The following is a 16,469-nucleotide window of genomic DNA, read 5'->3' as shown; positions in this document are numbered from 1 at the left end:
CGGGTGTACTGTCGATCCGCTGGTAAGGGTCGCCTTACCTCAGTCTGATCGAATCGACGCCTGTGTTCGCCACCTTCCTCATCGGCCTTCGCGAAGGCCTCGAAGCCGCCCTCGTCGTCGGCATCCTCGTGGCCTACCTGACCCGCGTCGGGCGCCGCGACGTGCTGCCGCGTCTGTGGATGGGCGTCGGTCTCGCGATCGCCCTCGCGCTCGGCATCGGAGCGATCCTCACGTTCGGTGCGTACGCCCTGACCTCTCAGGCACAGGAGCTCCTCGGCGGCCTGCTGTCACTCCTGACGGTCGCGATGGTCACGTGGATGATCTTCTGGATGCAGAAGACCGCGCGCACCATGAAGCGCACGCTCGAGGGCGGCATCGATCGCGCTCTGTCGAACGGCGGGGCCTGGGCGATCGTCGCGATCGGCTTCATCTCGGTGGCGCGCGAGGGCATCGAGACGACGCTGTTGCTGTGGTCGATGGTGCAGTCGTTCGGCGACGCCCCGGCCGCGCTCCTGGGCGCCCTGCTGGGTCTCGCCGTCGCCGTCGTGCTGGGATGGCTCCTCGCCCGCGGCATGGTCCGCATCGACCTGCGCACGTTCTTCGCGTGGACGGGCGGCTTCCTCGTCGTGGTCGCGGCAGGCGTCCTCGCGTACGCGATCCACGACCTGCAGGAAGCCGGCGCGCTGCCCGGGCCGTTCACCGCGGCCGCACCCATCGACCCCGTCACGGGCGCCGTCGCCGTCGGGTGGGCGGCGTTCCCGTTCGGGTGGGCGTTCGACCTCTCCGGGGCGATCGCACCCGGGTCATGGCTCGCCACGATCCTGCAGGCGACCGTCGGCTTCATGCCGAAGATGTCGTGGCTGCAGGTGATCGCGTGGGTCCTCTACATGGCGATCGTCGGCACGTTCTTCGTCCGCGGGCTGCGCCGGCGCCCAGTTCGGACGCACAGCACGGCGGGAACGCAGAGCGCGGCGACGGATGCCGTGGGCGCAGGCGTCGCGTCCGCGTCACCCGCACCCTCTTCTTCACCCGAACCTTCTTCTTCACCCGAACCTTCTTCTTCACCCGAACGCCAAGGAGCATGATGATCCGTCCCCGCCCCCTCGCCGCCGCGGCGACGGCCGCGCTCGCCGCCGTCGCGCTCGCCGGGTGCGTCGCGAAGGCCGACGTGGCCGCCTCGGACGCGCTCTCGGTCGAGTCGACCGACTCGGCGTGCACGGTCTCGGCGAACGCCGCGACGAGCGGCACACTGTCGTTCGACGTCACCAACGCGAGCTCCGACGTCACTGAGTTCTACCTGCTCGCGGACGACGGCCTGCGGATCGTCGGCGAGGTCGAGAACATCGCTCCCGGCGCCTCGCGCACCCTCACCGTCGTCGCGCAGCCCGGCAACTACTTCACGCTCTGCAAGCCCGGCATGGTCGGCGAGGGCGTGGGGCGCGCCGCGTTCACGGTCAGCGGTGACACGGTCGCCGCGACGGGCGACGACGCCGAGCAGAAGCAGAAGGCCGTCGACCTGTACGCCGCGTTCGTCAAAGACCAGGTCGAGCAGCTCGTGCCCGCCGTCGACGAGTTCGTCGCGGCGTACGAGGCGGGCGACGACGAGAAGGCGCGGAGCCTCTACCCCACCACCCGCGCGTTCTACGAGCGGATCGAGCCCGTCGCCGAGTCGCTCGGAGACCTCGATCCCCGCATCGACTACCGCGAAGTGGATGCCGTCGCCGAAGGCCTCGATTGGACCGGCTTCCACCGCATCGAGAAGGACCTCTGGGTGCCCGCGCAGGACGCGCTGAACGCCGACGGCGTCACCCCGGCGTGGCAGGACTGGCAGCCGTCGACGACCCAGGAGCGCGCCTCGTACGGCGACCAGCTGATCGCCGACGTCGGCGAGCTGAACGACTACGTGCACTCCGACGATTTCCAGAGCGCGCTGGACGCACAGGGCGTCGCGGGCATCTCCAACGGCGCGATCGCGCTTCTCGACGAGGTCGCGACGGGCAAGATCTCGGGCGAGGAGGACTGGTGGTCGGGCACCGACCTCTGGGATTTCGCCGCGAACGTCGAAGGCTCGAAGATGGCCTTCTCGCTCGTCGAGGACTTCGCCGCCTCGACCGGCGAGGACGGCGAGGCGCTCGTCGACGAGATCACCCAGGGCTACAACGATCTCGAGGCATCCCTCGCGAAGCACGGCTCGCTCACGGACGGATTCGTGAACTACCGCGAGCTCACCGACGCCGACAAGCGCGAGTTCACCGACCTGATCAACGCCCTCGCCGAGCCGCTGTCGAAGCTCACGTCGACCATCCTGGACGCGTGACCGTCGAGCGGCGACACGGAGAAGCGAAGGACGACGGATGGCGGACCTGCAGGGCGAGCGCGACCCCCAGCCCGCGGGCGGACTGAGCCGCCGCGGGCTGTTGGGACTCGCCGCGGGGATCGGCGCGGCGGGCCTCGCGGTCGGAGCGGGCGCGGGGACGGCCGCGGGCGTCGCGGTCGGGCGGTCGCGCGAGGCGGCCACCGGCGCGCGGGCGTATGCCTTCTTCGGTACTCATCAGGCCGGCATCACCACCCCGGTGCAAGACCATCTCCACTTCGCCGCGTTCGACATGATGGCGCGCACGAGCAGCGACGACCTCGTCGAGCTCCTCCAGGACTGGACGTATGCCGCCGCGCGCATGTCGCGGGGGCTCGAGGTCAGTGCGACGGGTGCGGTCGGCGGGTCACCCGACGCGCCGCCGGACGACACCGGCGAGGCGCTCGACCTGCCCGCAAACGGACTGACGATCACGATCGGATTCGGGCCGACCCTGTTCCAGACGGATGCCGGGGAGGACCGCTACGGCATCGCCTCCCGGCGCCCCACCGCGCTGCAGACTCTGCCGGCGTTCCTCGGCGACGACCTCGACCCGCTGAGCTCGGGAGGCGACCTGTTCGTGCAGGCGTGCGCCGACGACCCGCAGGTGGCCGTCCACGCCGTGCGGAACCTGAGTCGCATCGCCTTCGGCCGCGCGCGTCTGCGGTGGTCGCAGCTCGGCTTCGGTAAGACGTCGAAGACGACCGCCGATCAGGCGACCCCGCGGAACCTCTTCGGGTACAAGGACGGCACGGCGAACATCCTCGCCGACGACACCGCCGCGCTGACTGACCACGTCTGGGTGGCGGACGCCGACGAGCCCGCCTGGATGGCGGGCGGCTCGTACCTCGTCGCCCGGAAGATCGCGATGATCATCGAGACGTGGGACCGGCTGCGCCTCTCCGAGCAGGACCGCACGATCGGCCGCGACAAGGGCGAGGGCGCACCCCTCTCCGGCGGCACCGAGCAGACCGCGCCCGACTTCACGGCGGCGAGCGCGACGGCATCCCCCGCCATCGACGCACGCAGTCACGTGCGCCTCGCCCACCCCGACTTCAACGACGGCACCCGCATCCTCCGCCGCGGCTACAACTACGTCGACGGCAACACGAACCTCGGACGGCTCGACGCGGGGCTCTTCTTCCTGTCGTACCAGCGCTCGCCCGATCAGTTCGTACGGTTGCAGAAGGCGCTGTCGACCGACCTCATGGCCGAGTACGTGCGCCACGTCGGTTCGGGCGTCTGGGCGGTGCCGCCGGGCGCCGAAGCGGGCTCGTACATCGGCGCCGGCCTCTTCGTCTGAGCGCCCGTCGGCCGCGGCAGGTCTCAACCGCGGAGGAAGCCTGCGAACCGCGCGAGGGCGGCGGTGACGGATGCCTCGTCCGCCGCACCGAAGCCGGCACCGGTGGAGGCATCCGCCCCCGGAAGCGGCTGTGCCACCGGGTCGAGATGGTGTCGCCCGACGGCGAGCGAGTGCGCCCACGTGCCGACGATCTCGCCGTGCACGACGAGCACGGGCTTCACGGCCCCGTTCGCGCTCGGCCCACGAACCGCACCACGTCGGGCGACGCCGGCACGGTGCGGTCGGCGTAGGAGAGGTAGTACTCGTCGAACGGGCCGAGCGCGAGCACTCCGGTCAGTGCCGAACCCGGCTCCACGGGCCCCGAGGACACCCCGCCCGACTCGACGAAGAGCCCCTCCTCGATCTCTTCGACCCGATCGCCCGCGCCCGCGCGCGTGTCCCGCGCGAGCCCCAGCGGCACCCCCGCCCACCAACGGAAGTCCTCGAGACGCGCCGGGCCGTGCCCGCGGAGATACCGGACGAAGAACTCCGCGAGCGGGTCGGGTGGGCGGACGGCATCCGTGATCCACTCCTCCGTCGCGACGACGTACTGTTCTCGCGTGGGCGCGCCCTCTCGGGGCACGACCGGGCCAAACACGCACACCGCGCGCCGGCACAGCGCGGTCAGCACGTGGTTGCCGCGCATCCCGGACGGGTCGATCCCCGCCGCCGCGAGGATGTCCGCGAACTCCGCCCGCGTGAGCCGGTTGCCTCCGGCGAGCGCCGCACGTGCCACGCCCTCGGCCCGAGCGAGGTGATCGTCGTCGAGCGCGAGTGAGCGGTGCATGCCGGCCGCGTGACGGTTCTGCCGGTCGCTCGTCACCGACAGCATCCACTCCAGGTCGCGGGACTCGATGATGTGCACGGTGCCGCGCTGCGTCCACGACCGCACGAGGGCGCCACGATCGAACGCGGCATCCACCTCGGCGAGCGTCGGATCCCCCTCGGCGCGCACCGCGAGCGCCCACCGCCCACCCCAGAACTCCTGCGCCTGCGTGGCGGTCATGTGCCGCGCCGCCTCGACGACCGACGCGGCCGGCGCGCTCAGCCGGTGCGCGCGCAGCCGCTCGGCGCGGAGCGCTTCGAGGTCCATGGCCCCATCCTGGCGCGGACGTCCGACACGGGGCATGCCGGACCCGGGAATGCCCGAACCTGGCGCCGCGCTGAGAAGGAAGCGCACACTGGTCCCGTCCCCGGTCTCGCCGGACCGCCGCGAGGCGACCGGGGGCGACCGCGAAGGAGGATGCCGTGGAAGGCCTCGAAGTCACCGTGCTGCTCGGCCTTGCCGTGCTCGTCGGCACGGCGCTCGCCCCGCGCCTGCGCGTCGCGACGCCCGTCGTGCTCGTCGTCATCGGGCTGCTCCTCGGCTTCGTCCCCGCGCTCCGCGAGATCCAGCTGCCGCCGGAGACCGTGCTGCTGCTGTTCCTCCCCGTCATGCTGTTCTGGGAGAGCCTCACCACCTCGATCCGCGCGATCCGCCGGTCGCTGCGGTACATCGTCCCGATGAGCACGCTGCTCGTGGTCGCCTCCGCCGTCGCGGTCGCGTGGATCGCGACGTTGTTCGGGATGCCGTGGTCCACCGCTCTGCTTCTCGGTGCCGCGGTCGCCCCGCCCGACGCGACCGCCGTCGCGGCGCTCGGACGACTGCTCCCCGAGAAGATGTTCATGAAGCTCAAGGCCGAGAGCCTCACGAACGACGGCACCGCGCTGGTGTTGTACGCGATCGCCCTCTCCGTCGCTCTCGGTGAGACCGTCACGCCGTGGTCGATCACGGGCACGGTCCTCCTCTCCTACCTCGGGGGCGCCGCGGCCGGTATCGCGGTCGCCGCGGTCGCGGCCGCGTTCCTCCGCCGTGCGCACCGCACGATCGTCATCAATGTGACGCTCCTGCTCATCCCGTTCACCGCGTTCCTCGTCGCCGAGTTCCTGCACGCCTCGGGCGTTCTCGCGGTGGTCTTCGCGGGACTCATCATCGCCTGGATGCTCCCGCGCATCACCACGGCCGCCTCACGCCGGCAGTCGTCGGTGGCGTGGCCGTTCGGCGTCTATCTGCTGAACGGGGCGCTGTTCGTCCTCATCGGCCTCGAGGTGCAGTACGTCATCCACGACATCCCGGGCCGGCTCGTCGGCCTCCTCCTCGCCGTCACGGTCGCGGCGTGGGCGGTGCTGCTGGTGGTGCGTTACCTGTTCCAGCTCGTCTTCGCACCCTTCAGCCGACCGCCCGGCGCGCCGCTGTTCGGCCGTCACCGGGCACGGGTCGTCAACACGCTCGCGGGCTTCCGCGGCGCCGTGTCGCTCGCGATCGCCCTCTCGGTGCCCGCGACCGTCACGGGGGCCGGCGATCTCTCCGGACGCGACGCGATCGTGTTCGTCACGGCGGGCGTGATCCTCCTGAGCCTTCTCGTGCAGGGCCCGCTCCTGCAGGTCGCGCTGCGGTGGGCGCGCCTGCCCGCCGACGCGTCGGCCGAAGACGAGTACGAGCTCGCGCAGCGCACCATCTCGGGCGCCGCGCTGGCGGCCCTCGACGACCTGGCCGTCGAGCACGGCGTCAGCGACGAGGTGCGCGACCGCGCGCGGCGCGAGGGCTACGAGCGACTCGAGCTCGCGAACGCCCGTGCGTACGCCCGGCAGCACGTGGACGAGGCAGCGGATGCCGCGGCGCCGGTCGCTCCCCCGGCGACCTCCTTCGAGGCATCCGGCCCCGTGTTCGCCGTACCTGACCCGGTGCCGTCCCCGTCTGGATCACCGTCGCCTCCGGGCGGCGTCCCGGCGCTGCAGATGATCGCCGAGAGCGACGACATCGACCTCACCCAGCGCTCGCCGTTGCGCCGCTACGAGGAGGCCTCGCGCCTGAAGCTCGCGATCCTTGACCGCGAGCGCGAGGTGCTGCTGCGGATGCGCCGCGAGGGGACGATCGACGACCTCGTCGTGCGGCGCATCGAACGTCACCTCGACCTCGAGGAGGTGCGGGTGCGCGGCATCGACCAGGACGACTGAGACGGCAGGGCCCGCACAATAGCGGCCGCGTGCCCCGTGCGCCAGCGTCGACATCCGGCTGCGCGACCTGTCACGCTGGACGTATGGAACGCGACGTCCGCAGTCACCTCGAACTCACCGTCACCGAACCCGCCGACCTCGTCCTCGCGATCGCGGTCGCGCGCCAGTACGCGCCGGCACGGGAGACCTTCACCGCGACGCTCGACGGCGCCCCCGTCACCGCGACCGAGTTCACCGACCACAGCGGCACCCGGTTCCACCGCCTGAAAGCGCAGCCGGGCGCGCTCGTCATCGACTACACGGCCCACCTGAGCGGGCTCGGCGACGCGTCGCCCGGTGAGGAGTACGACCTCTTCGTCTCGAGCCTGCCGAGCCGCTACGTCGAGTCCGACGTGCTCGCCCCGACCGCCGCCGCGGAGTTCACGGGTATCGCCCCCGGCGCCGATCTTCTCGCCGCCGTCTCGTCGTGGGTCGGGACGCAGCTCACCTACGTGCCCGGCTCGTCGGGCCCGACCGACGGCGCGGTGCAGACTCTGCTCGGCCGTCAGGGCGTCTGCCGCGACTACGCGCACCTGACCGCAGCACTTCTGCGCGCCGAGGGCGTACCGGCCCGCGTGGCCGCGGTCTACGCGCCGGGCCTCGACCCGATGGAGTTCCACGCCGTCGCCGAGGCCTGGATCGAGGGCGCGTGGCGCGTGGTCGACGCGACGGCCCTCGCCCCGCGGCAGAGTCTCGTGAGGATCGCGACGGGGCGGGATGCCGCCGACACCGCCTTCCTGACGGTGCTGAGCGGCCGGGCCGACCTCGACGCACTCGAGGTCACCGCGGTCGTCGACGACCTGGTCTACGACGACGTGACGCAGCTCGTCGAGTTGCGCTGAGCGCTGCGGCGCTCGCACCTCACCCCGAGCGGAGGATTCCTCGGCCGCACGTCTCGCCCTCGGCGCCCAGACGTGCCACGCTGGAGCCATGAAGGCCTGGATCGTGCGTTTCGCGTCGCTGTACGTGTTCAACGTGATCGTGCTGCTCGTCATCGGGCTGCTCACTCCCGCCCACGTCGGGTGGGCGGTGCTGTGGGCGGCGGTGATCCTGACCCTCGCCGAGCTCTTCGTGAAGCCGGTGCTGCAGCGGCTCTTCGCCCGGTCGGCGGCGAAATCGGCGAGCGAGCGCACGCGCGCCGGCGAGGCGCTCGTGCAGGGCGGGATCGTGCTGCTCGTCGCGGCGATCATCTGGGTGATCACGCTGGTGCTGACCGGCGTCAATGCGCGGGGCAGCTGGTTCTGGGCCTACGTGCTGCCCCCGGTGATCCTCGCGATCGGCTGGTTCGTGTACGCGAGGATCGATGATCGCATCGAGGCGCAGGCGAGCCTGCACTACGACAAGGCCGAGGCGGGCATCCGCGGCCGCGGCGCCGCATCCGCAGAGCAGCCCGCGGAGGCCGCTCCGACGGTGACGCCGGATGACGGCCTCACGCCCGAGCAGCGCAAGATGCTCGACGACCTCGGGTCCTGAACCGGGAAGATCCGCGCCGGTGCGCAGGTGACGACCGCGTAACAAACCGACCCCCGCGCGCCTGACCGCACCGTTCACCCGGAAAGATGGAATGCCGCGGCATCCGCCCGCACGGAACCCGCCCGTGCACCCGGCGCGACTGTCCGCGCATCCCACACCGAAGGATCAGCCATGCCCCGTCGCTCCCTGCGCACCGCCCTCGCCGCCGCCGCGGCCGCCGCCGTCCTGCTGATCGCCGGGTGTGCCGGCGGAACGAGCGCGCCGGACGACTCAGCCTCCGCCGACCCGGGCGCCGACTTCGTCACCCCGGGCAAGCTCACCTTCGCCACGGGCGAGACGGCGTACGAGCCGTACGTCTACAACGACGACCCCGAGTCGGGGGAGGGCTACGAGGCGGCCGTCGCGTACGCCGTGGCCGACCTCCTCGGCTTCGCGAAGGAGGACGTCGTCTGGGTGCGCACCTCGTTCGAATCGGCGATCGCGCCGGGACCGAAGAACTTCGACCTCAACATCCAGCAGTACACGATCACCGACGAGCGCAAGAAGGCCGTCGACTTCTCGAGCCCGTACTTCGAGGCGAGCCAGACGGTCGTCGCGATCAAGGGCGGCGCGGCCGACGGCGTGACCGACATCGCGGGCCTGAAGGACCTGAAGCTCGGCGCGATGACCGGCTCGACGAGCGCGACGACGATCGAGAAGGCGATCGCGCCGACGCAGCAGCCGGGACTCTTCGCGTCGAACGAAGACGCGCGCGCCGCGCTCGAGGCCGGCCAGATCGACGGACTCGTCCTCGACACCCCGACCGCGTACCTGGCCGCGAACTTCTACATCGAGAACGCGTACATGGTCGGCGAACTGCCCGCCGCCGGCGTCCCCGACCAGTGGGGCATCCTGCTCCAGAAGGACTCGCCGCTCACCGACCGCGTCAGCAAGGCGGTCGACACCCTCCGCGAGAACGGCACCCTGGCCGAGCTCGAGGAGACCTGGCTCTCGGTGCTCACCGAGGGCGTCCCGCAGCTGCAGTGACCTGCTCGGGTAGCCTCCTCCAGTGACCACCGACAGCGCACCCGCGGCGCGTCCACCCAGCGCTCTCGAACAAGAGCGCCGGGCGTACCGCCGCGGGCGCGAGCAGCGCTCGGTGCTCGTCGCGATCGCCTCGACGCTCGCCTTCGCCGGCATCGTCTGGGTCACGGTCCTGAGCACGCCCGGCTGGGCGAAGGTGCAGGAGACCTTCTTCGACCCGGCGACGGCGCTCGCGGCGCTCCCGAAGGTGTGGGACGGGTTCCTCATCAACCTGCAGGTGCTCGCGTGGTCGGTCGTCACGGTCGCGATCGTGGCGCTTCTCATCGCGGCGGCGCGGACCCTCCGCGGCCCCGTGTTCCTCCCTGTGCGCGTCCTCGCCGCCGCGTACACCGACCTGTTCCGCGGACTGCCGTTCATCATCGTCCTTTACCTGATCGGGTTCGGCGTGCCGACGATCCTCAACGTCCGGGTCGACGTCGTCGTCCTCGGCGTGACGGCGGTGACCCTCACCTACTCGGCCTACGTCGCCGAGGTGATCCGCGCCGGCATCGACGCCGTCCACCCCTCCCAGCGTCTCGCCGCGCGGGCGCTCGGCCTCGGCTACACGCAGACCCTCGGCCGCGTCGTGCTGCCGCAGGCGCTCCGCAAGGTGACGCCGCCGCTCATGAACGACTTCATCTCGATGCAGAAGGACGTCGGCCTCATCTCCATCCTCGGCGCGATCGACGCGATCGCCGCCGCCCGCTCCGCCACCGCGCTGAGCTACAACTTCACCCCCTACGTCGTCGCGGGACTTCTGTTCGTGCTCCTCGCGATCCCGACGATCCGCCTCACCGACTGGTACACCGCGCGACTGCGCGAGCGCGAGCAGAGCGGGGCGATCCTGTGACCGAGGCATCCTTCGCGCCCGACGAAGCCGCGGCGCCGCAGACGCCGGCGCTGCGGGCGGACGATGTCTGGAAGTCGTTCGGCGACCGCACGGTCCTCCGGGGCGTCTCGCTCACCCTCCACCGCCACGAGGTGGTCGCCCTCATCGGGGCATCGGGTTCGGGGAAGTCGACGCTCCTGCGCTGCCTCGGCCTTCTCGAGCCGATCGACGACGGACAGATCTTCCTCGGTGACCTCGACATCTCCGATCCGCGCGTCGACGGCAACCAGGTGCGGGCACGGCTCGGCGCGGTCTTCCAGAGCTACAACCTCTTCCCGCACCTCACGGTGCTCGGCAACGTGACGCTCGCCTCGCGCGTCGTGCACGGCGTGCCGAAAAAGGATGCCGAGGCGCGCGCCCTGCACCTCCTCGACCGGGTCGGACTCGCCGACTTCGCCGCGGTGCACCCCGATCGCTTGTCGGGCGGACAGCAGCAGCGCGCCGCGATCGTCCGCGCGATCGCGAACGACCCCGAGGTCCTCCTCCTCGACGAGATCACCTCGGCGCTCGACCCCGAGCTCGTCGGCGAGGTGCTCGAACTGGTCCGGTCGCTCGCCGATGACGGTGCGACGATTCTCATGGCGACGCATGAGATGGCCTTCGCGCGCGACGTCGCCGACCGGGTCGTCTTCCTCGACGACGGCGTCATCGTCGAAGACGGTCCGCCCACCGAGGTGTTCGGCGCGCCCCGGCATCCCCGCACGAAGGAATTCCTGGCGCGCGTCACCGGCTGACCCGGCGGGAGCCCCCGCCCGGGTTTCGTCGGCGCACATCGTCGTCACCGCGAGAATCGTCGGCGCATGTCGTCGGCATCCGCGCCCGAAGGAGCGATCTGCGCCGACAAAGTCCTGCGGCCGGGTCAGCCTGCGAGGCGCTCGGCGGTCTCGACGACGTTCGCGACGAGCATCGCGCGGGTCATGGGGCCGACGCCGCCGGGGTTCGGCGAGAGCCAGCCGGCGACCTCGGCGACGGCCGGGTCGACATCGCCCGCGAGCTTCGCCTTGCCCGACTCAGTCGTCCCGACGCGGGTGACGCCCACGTCGAGCACGGCGGCGCCGGGCTTCACCCAGTCGGCCTGCACGAGGTGGGGCTGCCCGACGGCGGCGACGACGATGTCCGCGCGGCGGACCTCCGCGGCAAGGTCCCGCGTGCGCGAATGGGTGAGGGTGACCGTGGCATCGGTGCCCTTGCGTGTGAGCAGGAGGCCCAGGGGGCGGCCGACCGTGATGCCGCGGCCAATCACGGTGACGTGCTTCCCCGCGATCTCGACGCCGTGGCGTGTGAGCAGCTCGATGATCCCCGCGGGTGTGCACGGCAGGGGCGCGGGCACGGCGGTCGCCGGGTCGACGCCGAGCACGAGGCGCCCGAGGTTCGTGGGGTGCAGGCCGTCGGCATCCTTCGCCGGGTCGACGAGCTCGAGGATCGCGTTCTCGTCGATACCCGCCGGCAGCGGCAGCTGCACGATGAACCCGGTGACGGCCGGGTCGGCGTTCAACTGCCGGACCGCGTCGGCGATCTCATCCTGCGTGGCCGTCGCAGGGAGCTCCACCGAGATCGACGCGACGCCGACCTCCGCGCAGTCGCGGTGCTTGCCCGTGACATACGAGCGGGATGCCGGGTCGTCGCCGACCAAGAGCGTCCCGAGCCCCGGCGTGATGCCGCGGGCGGCGAGCGCGGCGACCCGATCCTTCAGTTCGGCCTTGATGGCGGATGCCGTCGCGACGCCGTCGAGCTTCTGCGCGGTCACTGCTGGAGACCCGGGTACAGCGGGAAGGCCGCGGTGAGGGATGCCACGCGCGTGCGGAGCGCGGGAAGGTCCGCCTCGTGCCCGTTCGCCCCGTGCTGCAGCGCCAGGGCGATGATGTCGGCGACCTCCGTGAACTCGGCGTCGCCGAAGCCGCGCGTCGCGAGCGCGGGGGTGCCGATGCGCAGGCCCGAGGTGACCATCGGGGGGCGCGGGTCGTTCGGGACGGCGTTGCGGTTGACCGTGATGTGGATCTCGTGGAGGAGGTCTTCGGCCTGCTTGCCGTCGATCTCGGCGTCGCGGAGGTCGACGAGCACGAGGTGCACGTCGGTACCGCCCGAGCGGACGGCGATGCCCGCCGCCGCGACATCGGGCTGGGTGAGGCGCTCGGCGAGGATCGCGGCGCCGCGCACGGTGCGCTCCTGGCGCTCGCGGAACGCGGGGGTCGCGGCGAGCTTGAACGCCGTCGCCTTCGCGGCGATCACGTGCATGAGGGGACCGCCCTGCTGCCCGGGGAAGACCGCGGTGTTGATCTTCTTGGCGACGTCGGGGTCGTTGGTCAGGATGAAGCCCGAGCGCGGTCCGCCGATCGTCTTGTGCACCGTCGAGGACACGACATCGGCGTAGGGCACGGGCGACGGGTGCAGGCCCGCGGCGACGAGACCGGCGAAGTGCGCCATGTCGACCCAGAGGAGCGCCCCGACCTTGTCGGCGATCTCGCGGAAGCGTGCGAAGTCGAGCTGGCGGGGGTAGGCCGACCAGCCGGCGATGATGACCTTCGGCGAGTGCTCGACGGCGAGGCGCTCGACCTCGTCCATGTCGATGATCGAGGTCTCCGGGTCGACGCCGTACGCGACGATGTTGTAGAGCCGGCCGGAGAAGTTGATCTTCATGCCGTGCGTGAGGTGGCCGCCCTGGTCGAGCGACAGACCGAGCAGCGTGTCGCCGGGGCGGGCGATCGCGTGGAGGACGGCGGCGTTGGCGGAGGCGCCCGAGTGCGGCTGGACGTTCGCGAACTCGGCACCGAACAGCGACTTGGCGCGGGCGATCGCGAGCTCTTCGGCGACGTCGACCTCTTCGCAGCCGCCGTAGTAGCGGCGCCCCGGGTAGCCCTCGGCGTACTTGTTGGTCAGCACCGAGCCCTGCGACTGCAGGACCGAGACGGGGACGAAGTTCTCGGAGGCGATCATCTCGAGGTACGAGCGCTGGCGGTCGAGCTCGCGCTCGAGCACCTGGGCGATCTCGGGGTCGACCTCGGCGAGCGGGGCGTTGAAGGACGGGTCGGTCATGGCGACTCCTGCTGTTCTCGGTGGGTGGGTGCCGGCGCGGATCTCGGACACCCGCAGGCGCGGGCACTCGATCACCGAGCGGAAACCACGGCCGACCCAGGCGTACGGTCGTGTGCCATGTGGTCGCTCCCCGGTGGTTCCCCACCTCAACGCCAGTCGCGACGGTTCGAGCATATCCGACGCGCGGGCTGACGCAGAAGCGGATCCGCAGATCATCGGACGGCATTTTGTTAATCGTCTTTACACGTCGAATCGATTCGGACAGAATGAGAGCGGATGCCGATGTGCGCGTCCCCGACCGGTCGCCCGCCCGCGGCCGGCGGTCCGGAGATTGGAGCATCGTGGCCCGTCCGTCTGTCCTCCCCGTCGTCCCCGCACCCGCATCGATCCAGCCGGCCGACGCCGCGCCCTTCATCCTGCGCGCCGACACGCGTGTCCTCGGCGACGCGGAAGGCGTCGCGGAGGTCCGCACCGTCGTCGAGACCCGCACCGGTCTGACGCTCGGCGGCGCCCCGGATACTGACACGCCGGATGCCGACGCTCCGGCACCCGGCACCATCACCGTCGCGGTCGACCCCGATGTCGCGGGCGGTGCGGCCGAGTCGTACCGGCTCGAGGCGTCCGAGTCGGGCGTTGACATCACCGGCGCCGATGCCGCGGGCCTGTTCTACGGCATCCAGACCCTCGCGCAGCTGATCGCGCCGGCGCGTGATGCCGCCGACGCGGACTGGATCGTCCCCGCCGTCGTCATCGACGACGCCCCGCGCTTCGCTTACCGCGGCGTCATGCTCGACGTCGCCCGCCACTTCCACGACGTCGACACCGTGAAGGCGTACATCGATCGCGCCTCGAGCCTGAAGTTCAACGTCCTGCACCTGCACCTGACCGACGACCAGGGCTGGCGCCTCGAGTCGCGCGTGCGGCCGCTGCTCACCGAGAAGGCATCCGCCACCGCCGTCGGCGGCGACGCCGGCGGGTTCTTCACGCAGGACGACTACCGCGAGATCATCGCGTACGCGGCGGCGCACCACATGACGGTGGTCCCCGAGATCGACCTGCCCGGACACACGCACGCCGTCTCGCTCGCGTACCCCGAGCTGTCCGAAGAGCCGGTGCTGAGCGACCACATCCGCACGATCGTCCGCGACTACGGCGGCGAGCTGCCGGTCAACGGCACACCCTACGACGGCATGGCGGTCGGATTCTCGTCGCTGAAGATCCACGACGAGGCGACGTGGGCCTTCCTCGCCGACGTGCTCGGCGAGGTCGCCGCGCTCACCCCCGGGCCGTACCTCCACATCGGCGGCGACGAGGCGCTCGGCACCTCCGACGAGGACTACGCCGCGTTCGTCGACCGTGTGACGGCCCTCGCCGCAAGCCTCGGCAAGACCCCGATCGCGTGGCACGAGGCCGGCTCGTCGGCGGGCATCGCGCCCACGACCGTCGGTCAGTACTGGGGCTACGTGACCCCGGAAGGCGGCATGGACGACAAGGCGCGCGGGTTCGTGGCGCTCGGCTCGCAGGTGATCCTCTCCCCCGCCGATGCCATCTACCTGGACATGAAGTTCGACGCCGACGCGCCCCTCGGCCTCACCTGGGCGAACGGCGTGACGAGCATCCGCCGCTCGTACGAGTGGGACCCGGCGACGATCATCGACGGCATCGCCGACGACCAGATCCTCGGCGTCGAGGCGCCCCTGTGGTCGGAGACCGCCCGCACCCTCGCCGACATCGACGCGCTCGCCTTCCCCCGCGCCGCGTCGGCCGCCGAGGCCGCGTGGTCACCCGCGGTCGGCGAGAGCGACCTGCGCACGTGGGACTCGTTCGCGGCGCGCCTCGGAGCGCTCGCCCCGCTGTGGACCCGCCAGGGCATCGGCTTCACGCCGCTCGCGGACATCTCCTGGACGGCCACCGGCGACGCGGACCAGAATGGTGCCAGCGATCCCGCGAGCGGGACCGCGACCGACACCGAGGCCGACGGCCCGACCGAGAGCGAGGGCGCGCAGGCGTGACCACCGTCATCCACTCCGTCCGCCTCGTCGACGACGGACGCGTGACCCCGGATGCCTGGGTCGCCTTCGCCGACGGGGTCGTCCTCCGCACGGGCACGGGCGACGAGTGGCGCACGCTCCCCTCCGGCGACGCGATCGACGGGCAGGGCGCCCACCTCACGCCCGGATTCATCGACATCCACGGCCACGGCGGCGGAGGCGCCTCGTACGACGACGGCCTCGAGGCGATCGCCACGGCGCGTGCCGTGCACCGCGTGCACGGCACGACGCGGGCCGTCCTGTCGCTCGTGACGGCGTCGATCGACGACCTCGCGGCGCGGACCGCGCTCGTCGCCGACCTCGCCGAGCGCGACGCCACCATCCTCGGCTCGCACCTGGAGGGCCCGTTCCTCGACGTCGGGCACAAGGGGGCGCACACCGAGAGCCTGCTGCGGGCGCCGGATGCCGAGGCGGTCGCACGTCTCGTCGATGCCGGACGCGGCACCGTCCGCCAGGTGACGCTGGCGCCGGAGCTCCCCGGGGGGCTGGAGGCGACGTCGCAGTTCGTCGAGGCCGGCGTCGCCGTCGCCGTCGGACACACCGACGCGACGGAGGAGCAGGCGATCGCGGCCTTCGACGCCGGGGCGACGATCCTGACCCACGCGTTCAACGCGATGCCCGGCATCCATCACCGCGCGCCGGGCCCGATCCTCGCGGCGATGCGCGACGAGCGCGTGACCCTCGAGCTCATCGCCGACGGCGTGCACGTGCACTCCGACGTCATGAACCTCGCCTTCGCGGGCGCACCCGGCCGCATCGCGCTCATCACCGATGCGATGGCCGCCGCCGGAGCCCCCGACGGCGCGTACGAACTGGGCGGGCTCGCGGTGGACGTCGTGGACGGCACGGCACGCCTCGTCTCGAACGGCGCGATCGCGGGATCGACCCTGACGCAGGACGCGGCCCTGCGCCTCGTGGTCGCGGGCGGGCTGCCGCTCGGCCCCGCCGTCGCCGCCCTCACGAGCGTTCCGGCGCGGGCGATCGGCGTCGACGGGAGTTTCGGTTCACTCCGCGCCGGCGCCGCCGCTGACGCGGTGCTGCTCGACGACGGCCTCCGCGTCGTCGGGGTCTGGATCGACGGCGAGCGCGTCTGAGGCATCGCCTCGCGCGGCGCGGCTCGGCCGCGCGCTCGACTCGCACGGCGGGTGCGTCTCGCACGGCGGGTGCGTCTCGCGCGGCGGTGCGAGCGGGGCGGCCGGCGCTCCCCCCAGCGCGGCCGCCCCGCTCCGT

15 protein-coding genes and 1 riboswitch are annotated in these 16,469 nt (G+C 71.8%); of the genes, 11 read left to right on the top strand and 4 right to left on the bottom strand.

Annotated elements, in window-relative coordinates; all coding sequences use genetic code 11:
• Positions 1-62: 62 nt before the first annotated feature.
• Genes efeU through efeB form a run of 3 tightly spaced genes read left to right on the top strand, consistent with a single transcriptional unit; the run spans position 63 to position 3,656 of the window.
• Positions 63-1,085, top strand: a complete 1,023-nt coding sequence (gene efeU / locus AC3ENQ_RS04655; protein WP_431802159.1) for an iron uptake transporter permease EfeU — start codon at positions 63-65, stop codon at positions 1,083-1,085.
• Positions 1,085-2,317 carry an iron uptake system protein EfeO gene (gene efeO / locus AC3ENQ_RS04650; RefSeq protein WP_431802157.1) on the top strand — a complete coding sequence of 411 codons (1,233 nt, stop codon included), beginning with the start codon at positions 1,085-1,087 and terminating at the stop codon, positions 2,315-2,317. Before efeU ends, efeO begins: the two co-directional genes overlap by 1 nt.
• 37 nt (positions 2,318-2,354) lie before the next feature.
• Positions 2,355-3,656: an iron uptake transporter deferrochelatase/peroxidase subunit gene (gene efeB / locus AC3ENQ_RS04645; protein WP_431802155.1), complete on the top strand. Its 1,302-nt coding sequence runs from the start codon at positions 2,355-2,357 to the stop codon at positions 3,654-3,656.
• Positions 3,657-3,679: 23 nt separating this feature from the next.
• Here efeB and AC3ENQ_RS04640 read toward each other — a convergent pair whose 3' ends face one another.
• Positions 3,680-3,877 carry a hypothetical protein gene (locus AC3ENQ_RS04640; protein WP_431802153.1) on the bottom strand — a complete coding sequence of 66 codons (198 nt, stop codon included), beginning with the start codon at positions 3,875-3,877 and terminating at the stop codon, positions 3,680-3,682.
• A complete protein-coding gene (locus AC3ENQ_RS04635; RefSeq protein WP_431802151.1) occupies positions 3,874-4,788 on the bottom strand; it encodes a DNA glycosylase AlkZ-like family protein in 915 nt (304 codons plus the stop codon). Before AC3ENQ_RS04635 ends, AC3ENQ_RS04640 begins: the two co-directional genes overlap by 4 nt.
• 155 nt (positions 4,789-4,943) lie before the next feature.
• Between AC3ENQ_RS04635 and AC3ENQ_RS04630 the strand changes: the two genes are divergently transcribed.
• The 6 genes from AC3ENQ_RS04630 (at position 4,944) to AC3ENQ_RS04605 (ending at position 10,889) form a co-directional block, all read left to right on the top strand.
• A complete protein-coding gene (locus AC3ENQ_RS04630) occupies positions 4,944-6,692 on the top strand; it encodes a Na+/H+ antiporter (protein ID WP_431802149.1) in 1,749 nt (582 codons plus the stop codon).
• 83 nt (positions 6,693-6,775) lie between these two features.
• Positions 6,776-7,573, top strand: coding sequence for a transglutaminase-like domain-containing protein (locus tag AC3ENQ_RS04625; RefSeq protein ID WP_431802148.1), 798 nt, complete (start codon positions 6,776-6,778; stop codon positions 7,571-7,573).
• A gap of 88 nt (positions 7,574-7,661) precedes the next feature.
• Positions 7,662-8,204, top strand: coding sequence for an SND2/TMEM208 family protein (locus tag AC3ENQ_RS04620; protein WP_431802146.1), 543 nt, complete (start codon positions 7,662-7,664; stop codon positions 8,202-8,204).
• 171 nt (positions 8,205-8,375) lie between these two features.
• A complete protein-coding gene (locus tag AC3ENQ_RS04615) occupies positions 8,376-9,230 on the top strand; it encodes an ABC transporter substrate-binding protein (protein WP_431802144.1) in 855 nt (284 codons plus the stop codon).
• 22 nt (positions 9,231-9,252) lie between these two features.
• On the top strand, positions 9,253-10,116 hold the full coding sequence (locus tag AC3ENQ_RS04610) for an amino acid ABC transporter permease (protein ID WP_431802142.1): 864 nt from the start codon (positions 9,253-9,255) through the stop codon (positions 10,114-10,116).
• Positions 10,117-10,166: 50 nt separating this feature from the next.
• The gene (locus AC3ENQ_RS04605; protein WP_431802600.1) at positions 10,167-10,889 is read left to right on the top strand and encodes an amino acid ABC transporter ATP-binding protein; all 723 of its coding nucleotides are present in this window, start codon (positions 10,167-10,169) and stop codon (positions 10,887-10,889) included.
• A 125-nt stretch (positions 10,890-11,014) separates the two neighbouring features.
• Here AC3ENQ_RS04605 and AC3ENQ_RS04600 read toward each other — a convergent pair whose 3' ends face one another.
• Positions 11,015-11,902, bottom strand: a complete 888-nt coding sequence (locus AC3ENQ_RS04600; protein ID WP_431802140.1) for a bifunctional methylenetetrahydrofolate dehydrogenase/methenyltetrahydrofolate cyclohydrolase — start codon at positions 11,900-11,902, stop codon at positions 11,015-11,017.
• Complete coding sequence (glyA, locus tag AC3ENQ_RS04595) at positions 11,899-13,188, bottom strand: serine hydroxymethyltransferase (protein WP_431802138.1); 1,290 nt, start codon at positions 13,186-13,188, stop codon at positions 11,899-11,901. The genes AC3ENQ_RS04600 and glyA overlap by 4 nt, the downstream gene beginning before the upstream one ends.
• Positions 13,189-13,275: 87 nt before the next feature.
• Positions 13,276-13,358: riboswitch (ZMP/ZTP riboswitch) on the bottom strand.
• A 171-nt stretch (positions 13,359-13,529) separates the two neighbouring features.
• Here glyA and AC3ENQ_RS04590 point away from each other — a divergent pair.
• Positions 13,530-15,200, top strand: coding sequence for a family 20 glycosylhydrolase (locus AC3ENQ_RS04590; protein WP_431802137.1), 1,671 nt, complete (start codon positions 13,530-13,532; stop codon positions 15,198-15,200).
• Positions 15,197-16,333 (top strand): N-acetylglucosamine-6-phosphate deacetylase, encoded by a 1,137-nt coding sequence (gene nagA / locus AC3ENQ_RS04585; RefSeq protein ID WP_431802135.1) that lies wholly within the window; start codon positions 15,197-15,199, stop codon positions 16,331-16,333. Before AC3ENQ_RS04590 ends, nagA begins: the two co-directional genes overlap by 4 nt.
• The last annotated feature ends 136 nt before the right edge of the window (positions 16,334-16,469 follow it).

This window comes from Microbacterium sp. bgisy203, from assembly GCF_057706945.1.
Note: the sequence above shows the minus strand (reverse complement) of the source record. Positions and strands in the feature narration are given on the sequence as shown.

Bases quoted from the DNA above. Each gene is read 5' to 3' on its own strand.
- AC3ENQ_RS04620 (WP_431802146.1), top strand. From the start codon at position 7,662: ATGAAGGCCTGGATCGTGCGTTTCGCGTCGCTGTACGTGTTCAACGTG.
- glyA (WP_431802138.1), bottom strand. From the start codon at position 13,188: ATGACCGACCCGTCCTTCAACGCCCCGCTCGCCGAGGTCGACCCCGAG.
- efeB (WP_431802155.1), top strand. From the start codon at position 2,355: ATGGCGGACCTGCAGGGCGAGCGCGACCCCCAGCCCGCGGGCGGACTG.
- efeO (WP_431802157.1), top strand. From the start codon at position 1,085: ATGATCCGTCCCCGCCCCCTCGCCGCCGCGGCGACGGCCGCGCTCGCC.
- AC3ENQ_RS04635 (WP_431802151.1), bottom strand. From the start codon at position 4,788: ATGGACCTCGAAGCGCTCCGCGCCGAGCGGCTGCGCGCGCACCGGCTG.
- AC3ENQ_RS04625 (WP_431802148.1), top strand. From the start codon at position 6,776: ATGGAACGCGACGTCCGCAGTCACCTCGAACTCACCGTCACCGAACCC.
- AC3ENQ_RS04615 (WP_431802144.1), top strand. From the start codon at position 8,376: ATGCCCCGTCGCTCCCTGCGCACCGCCCTCGCCGCCGCCGCGGCCGCC.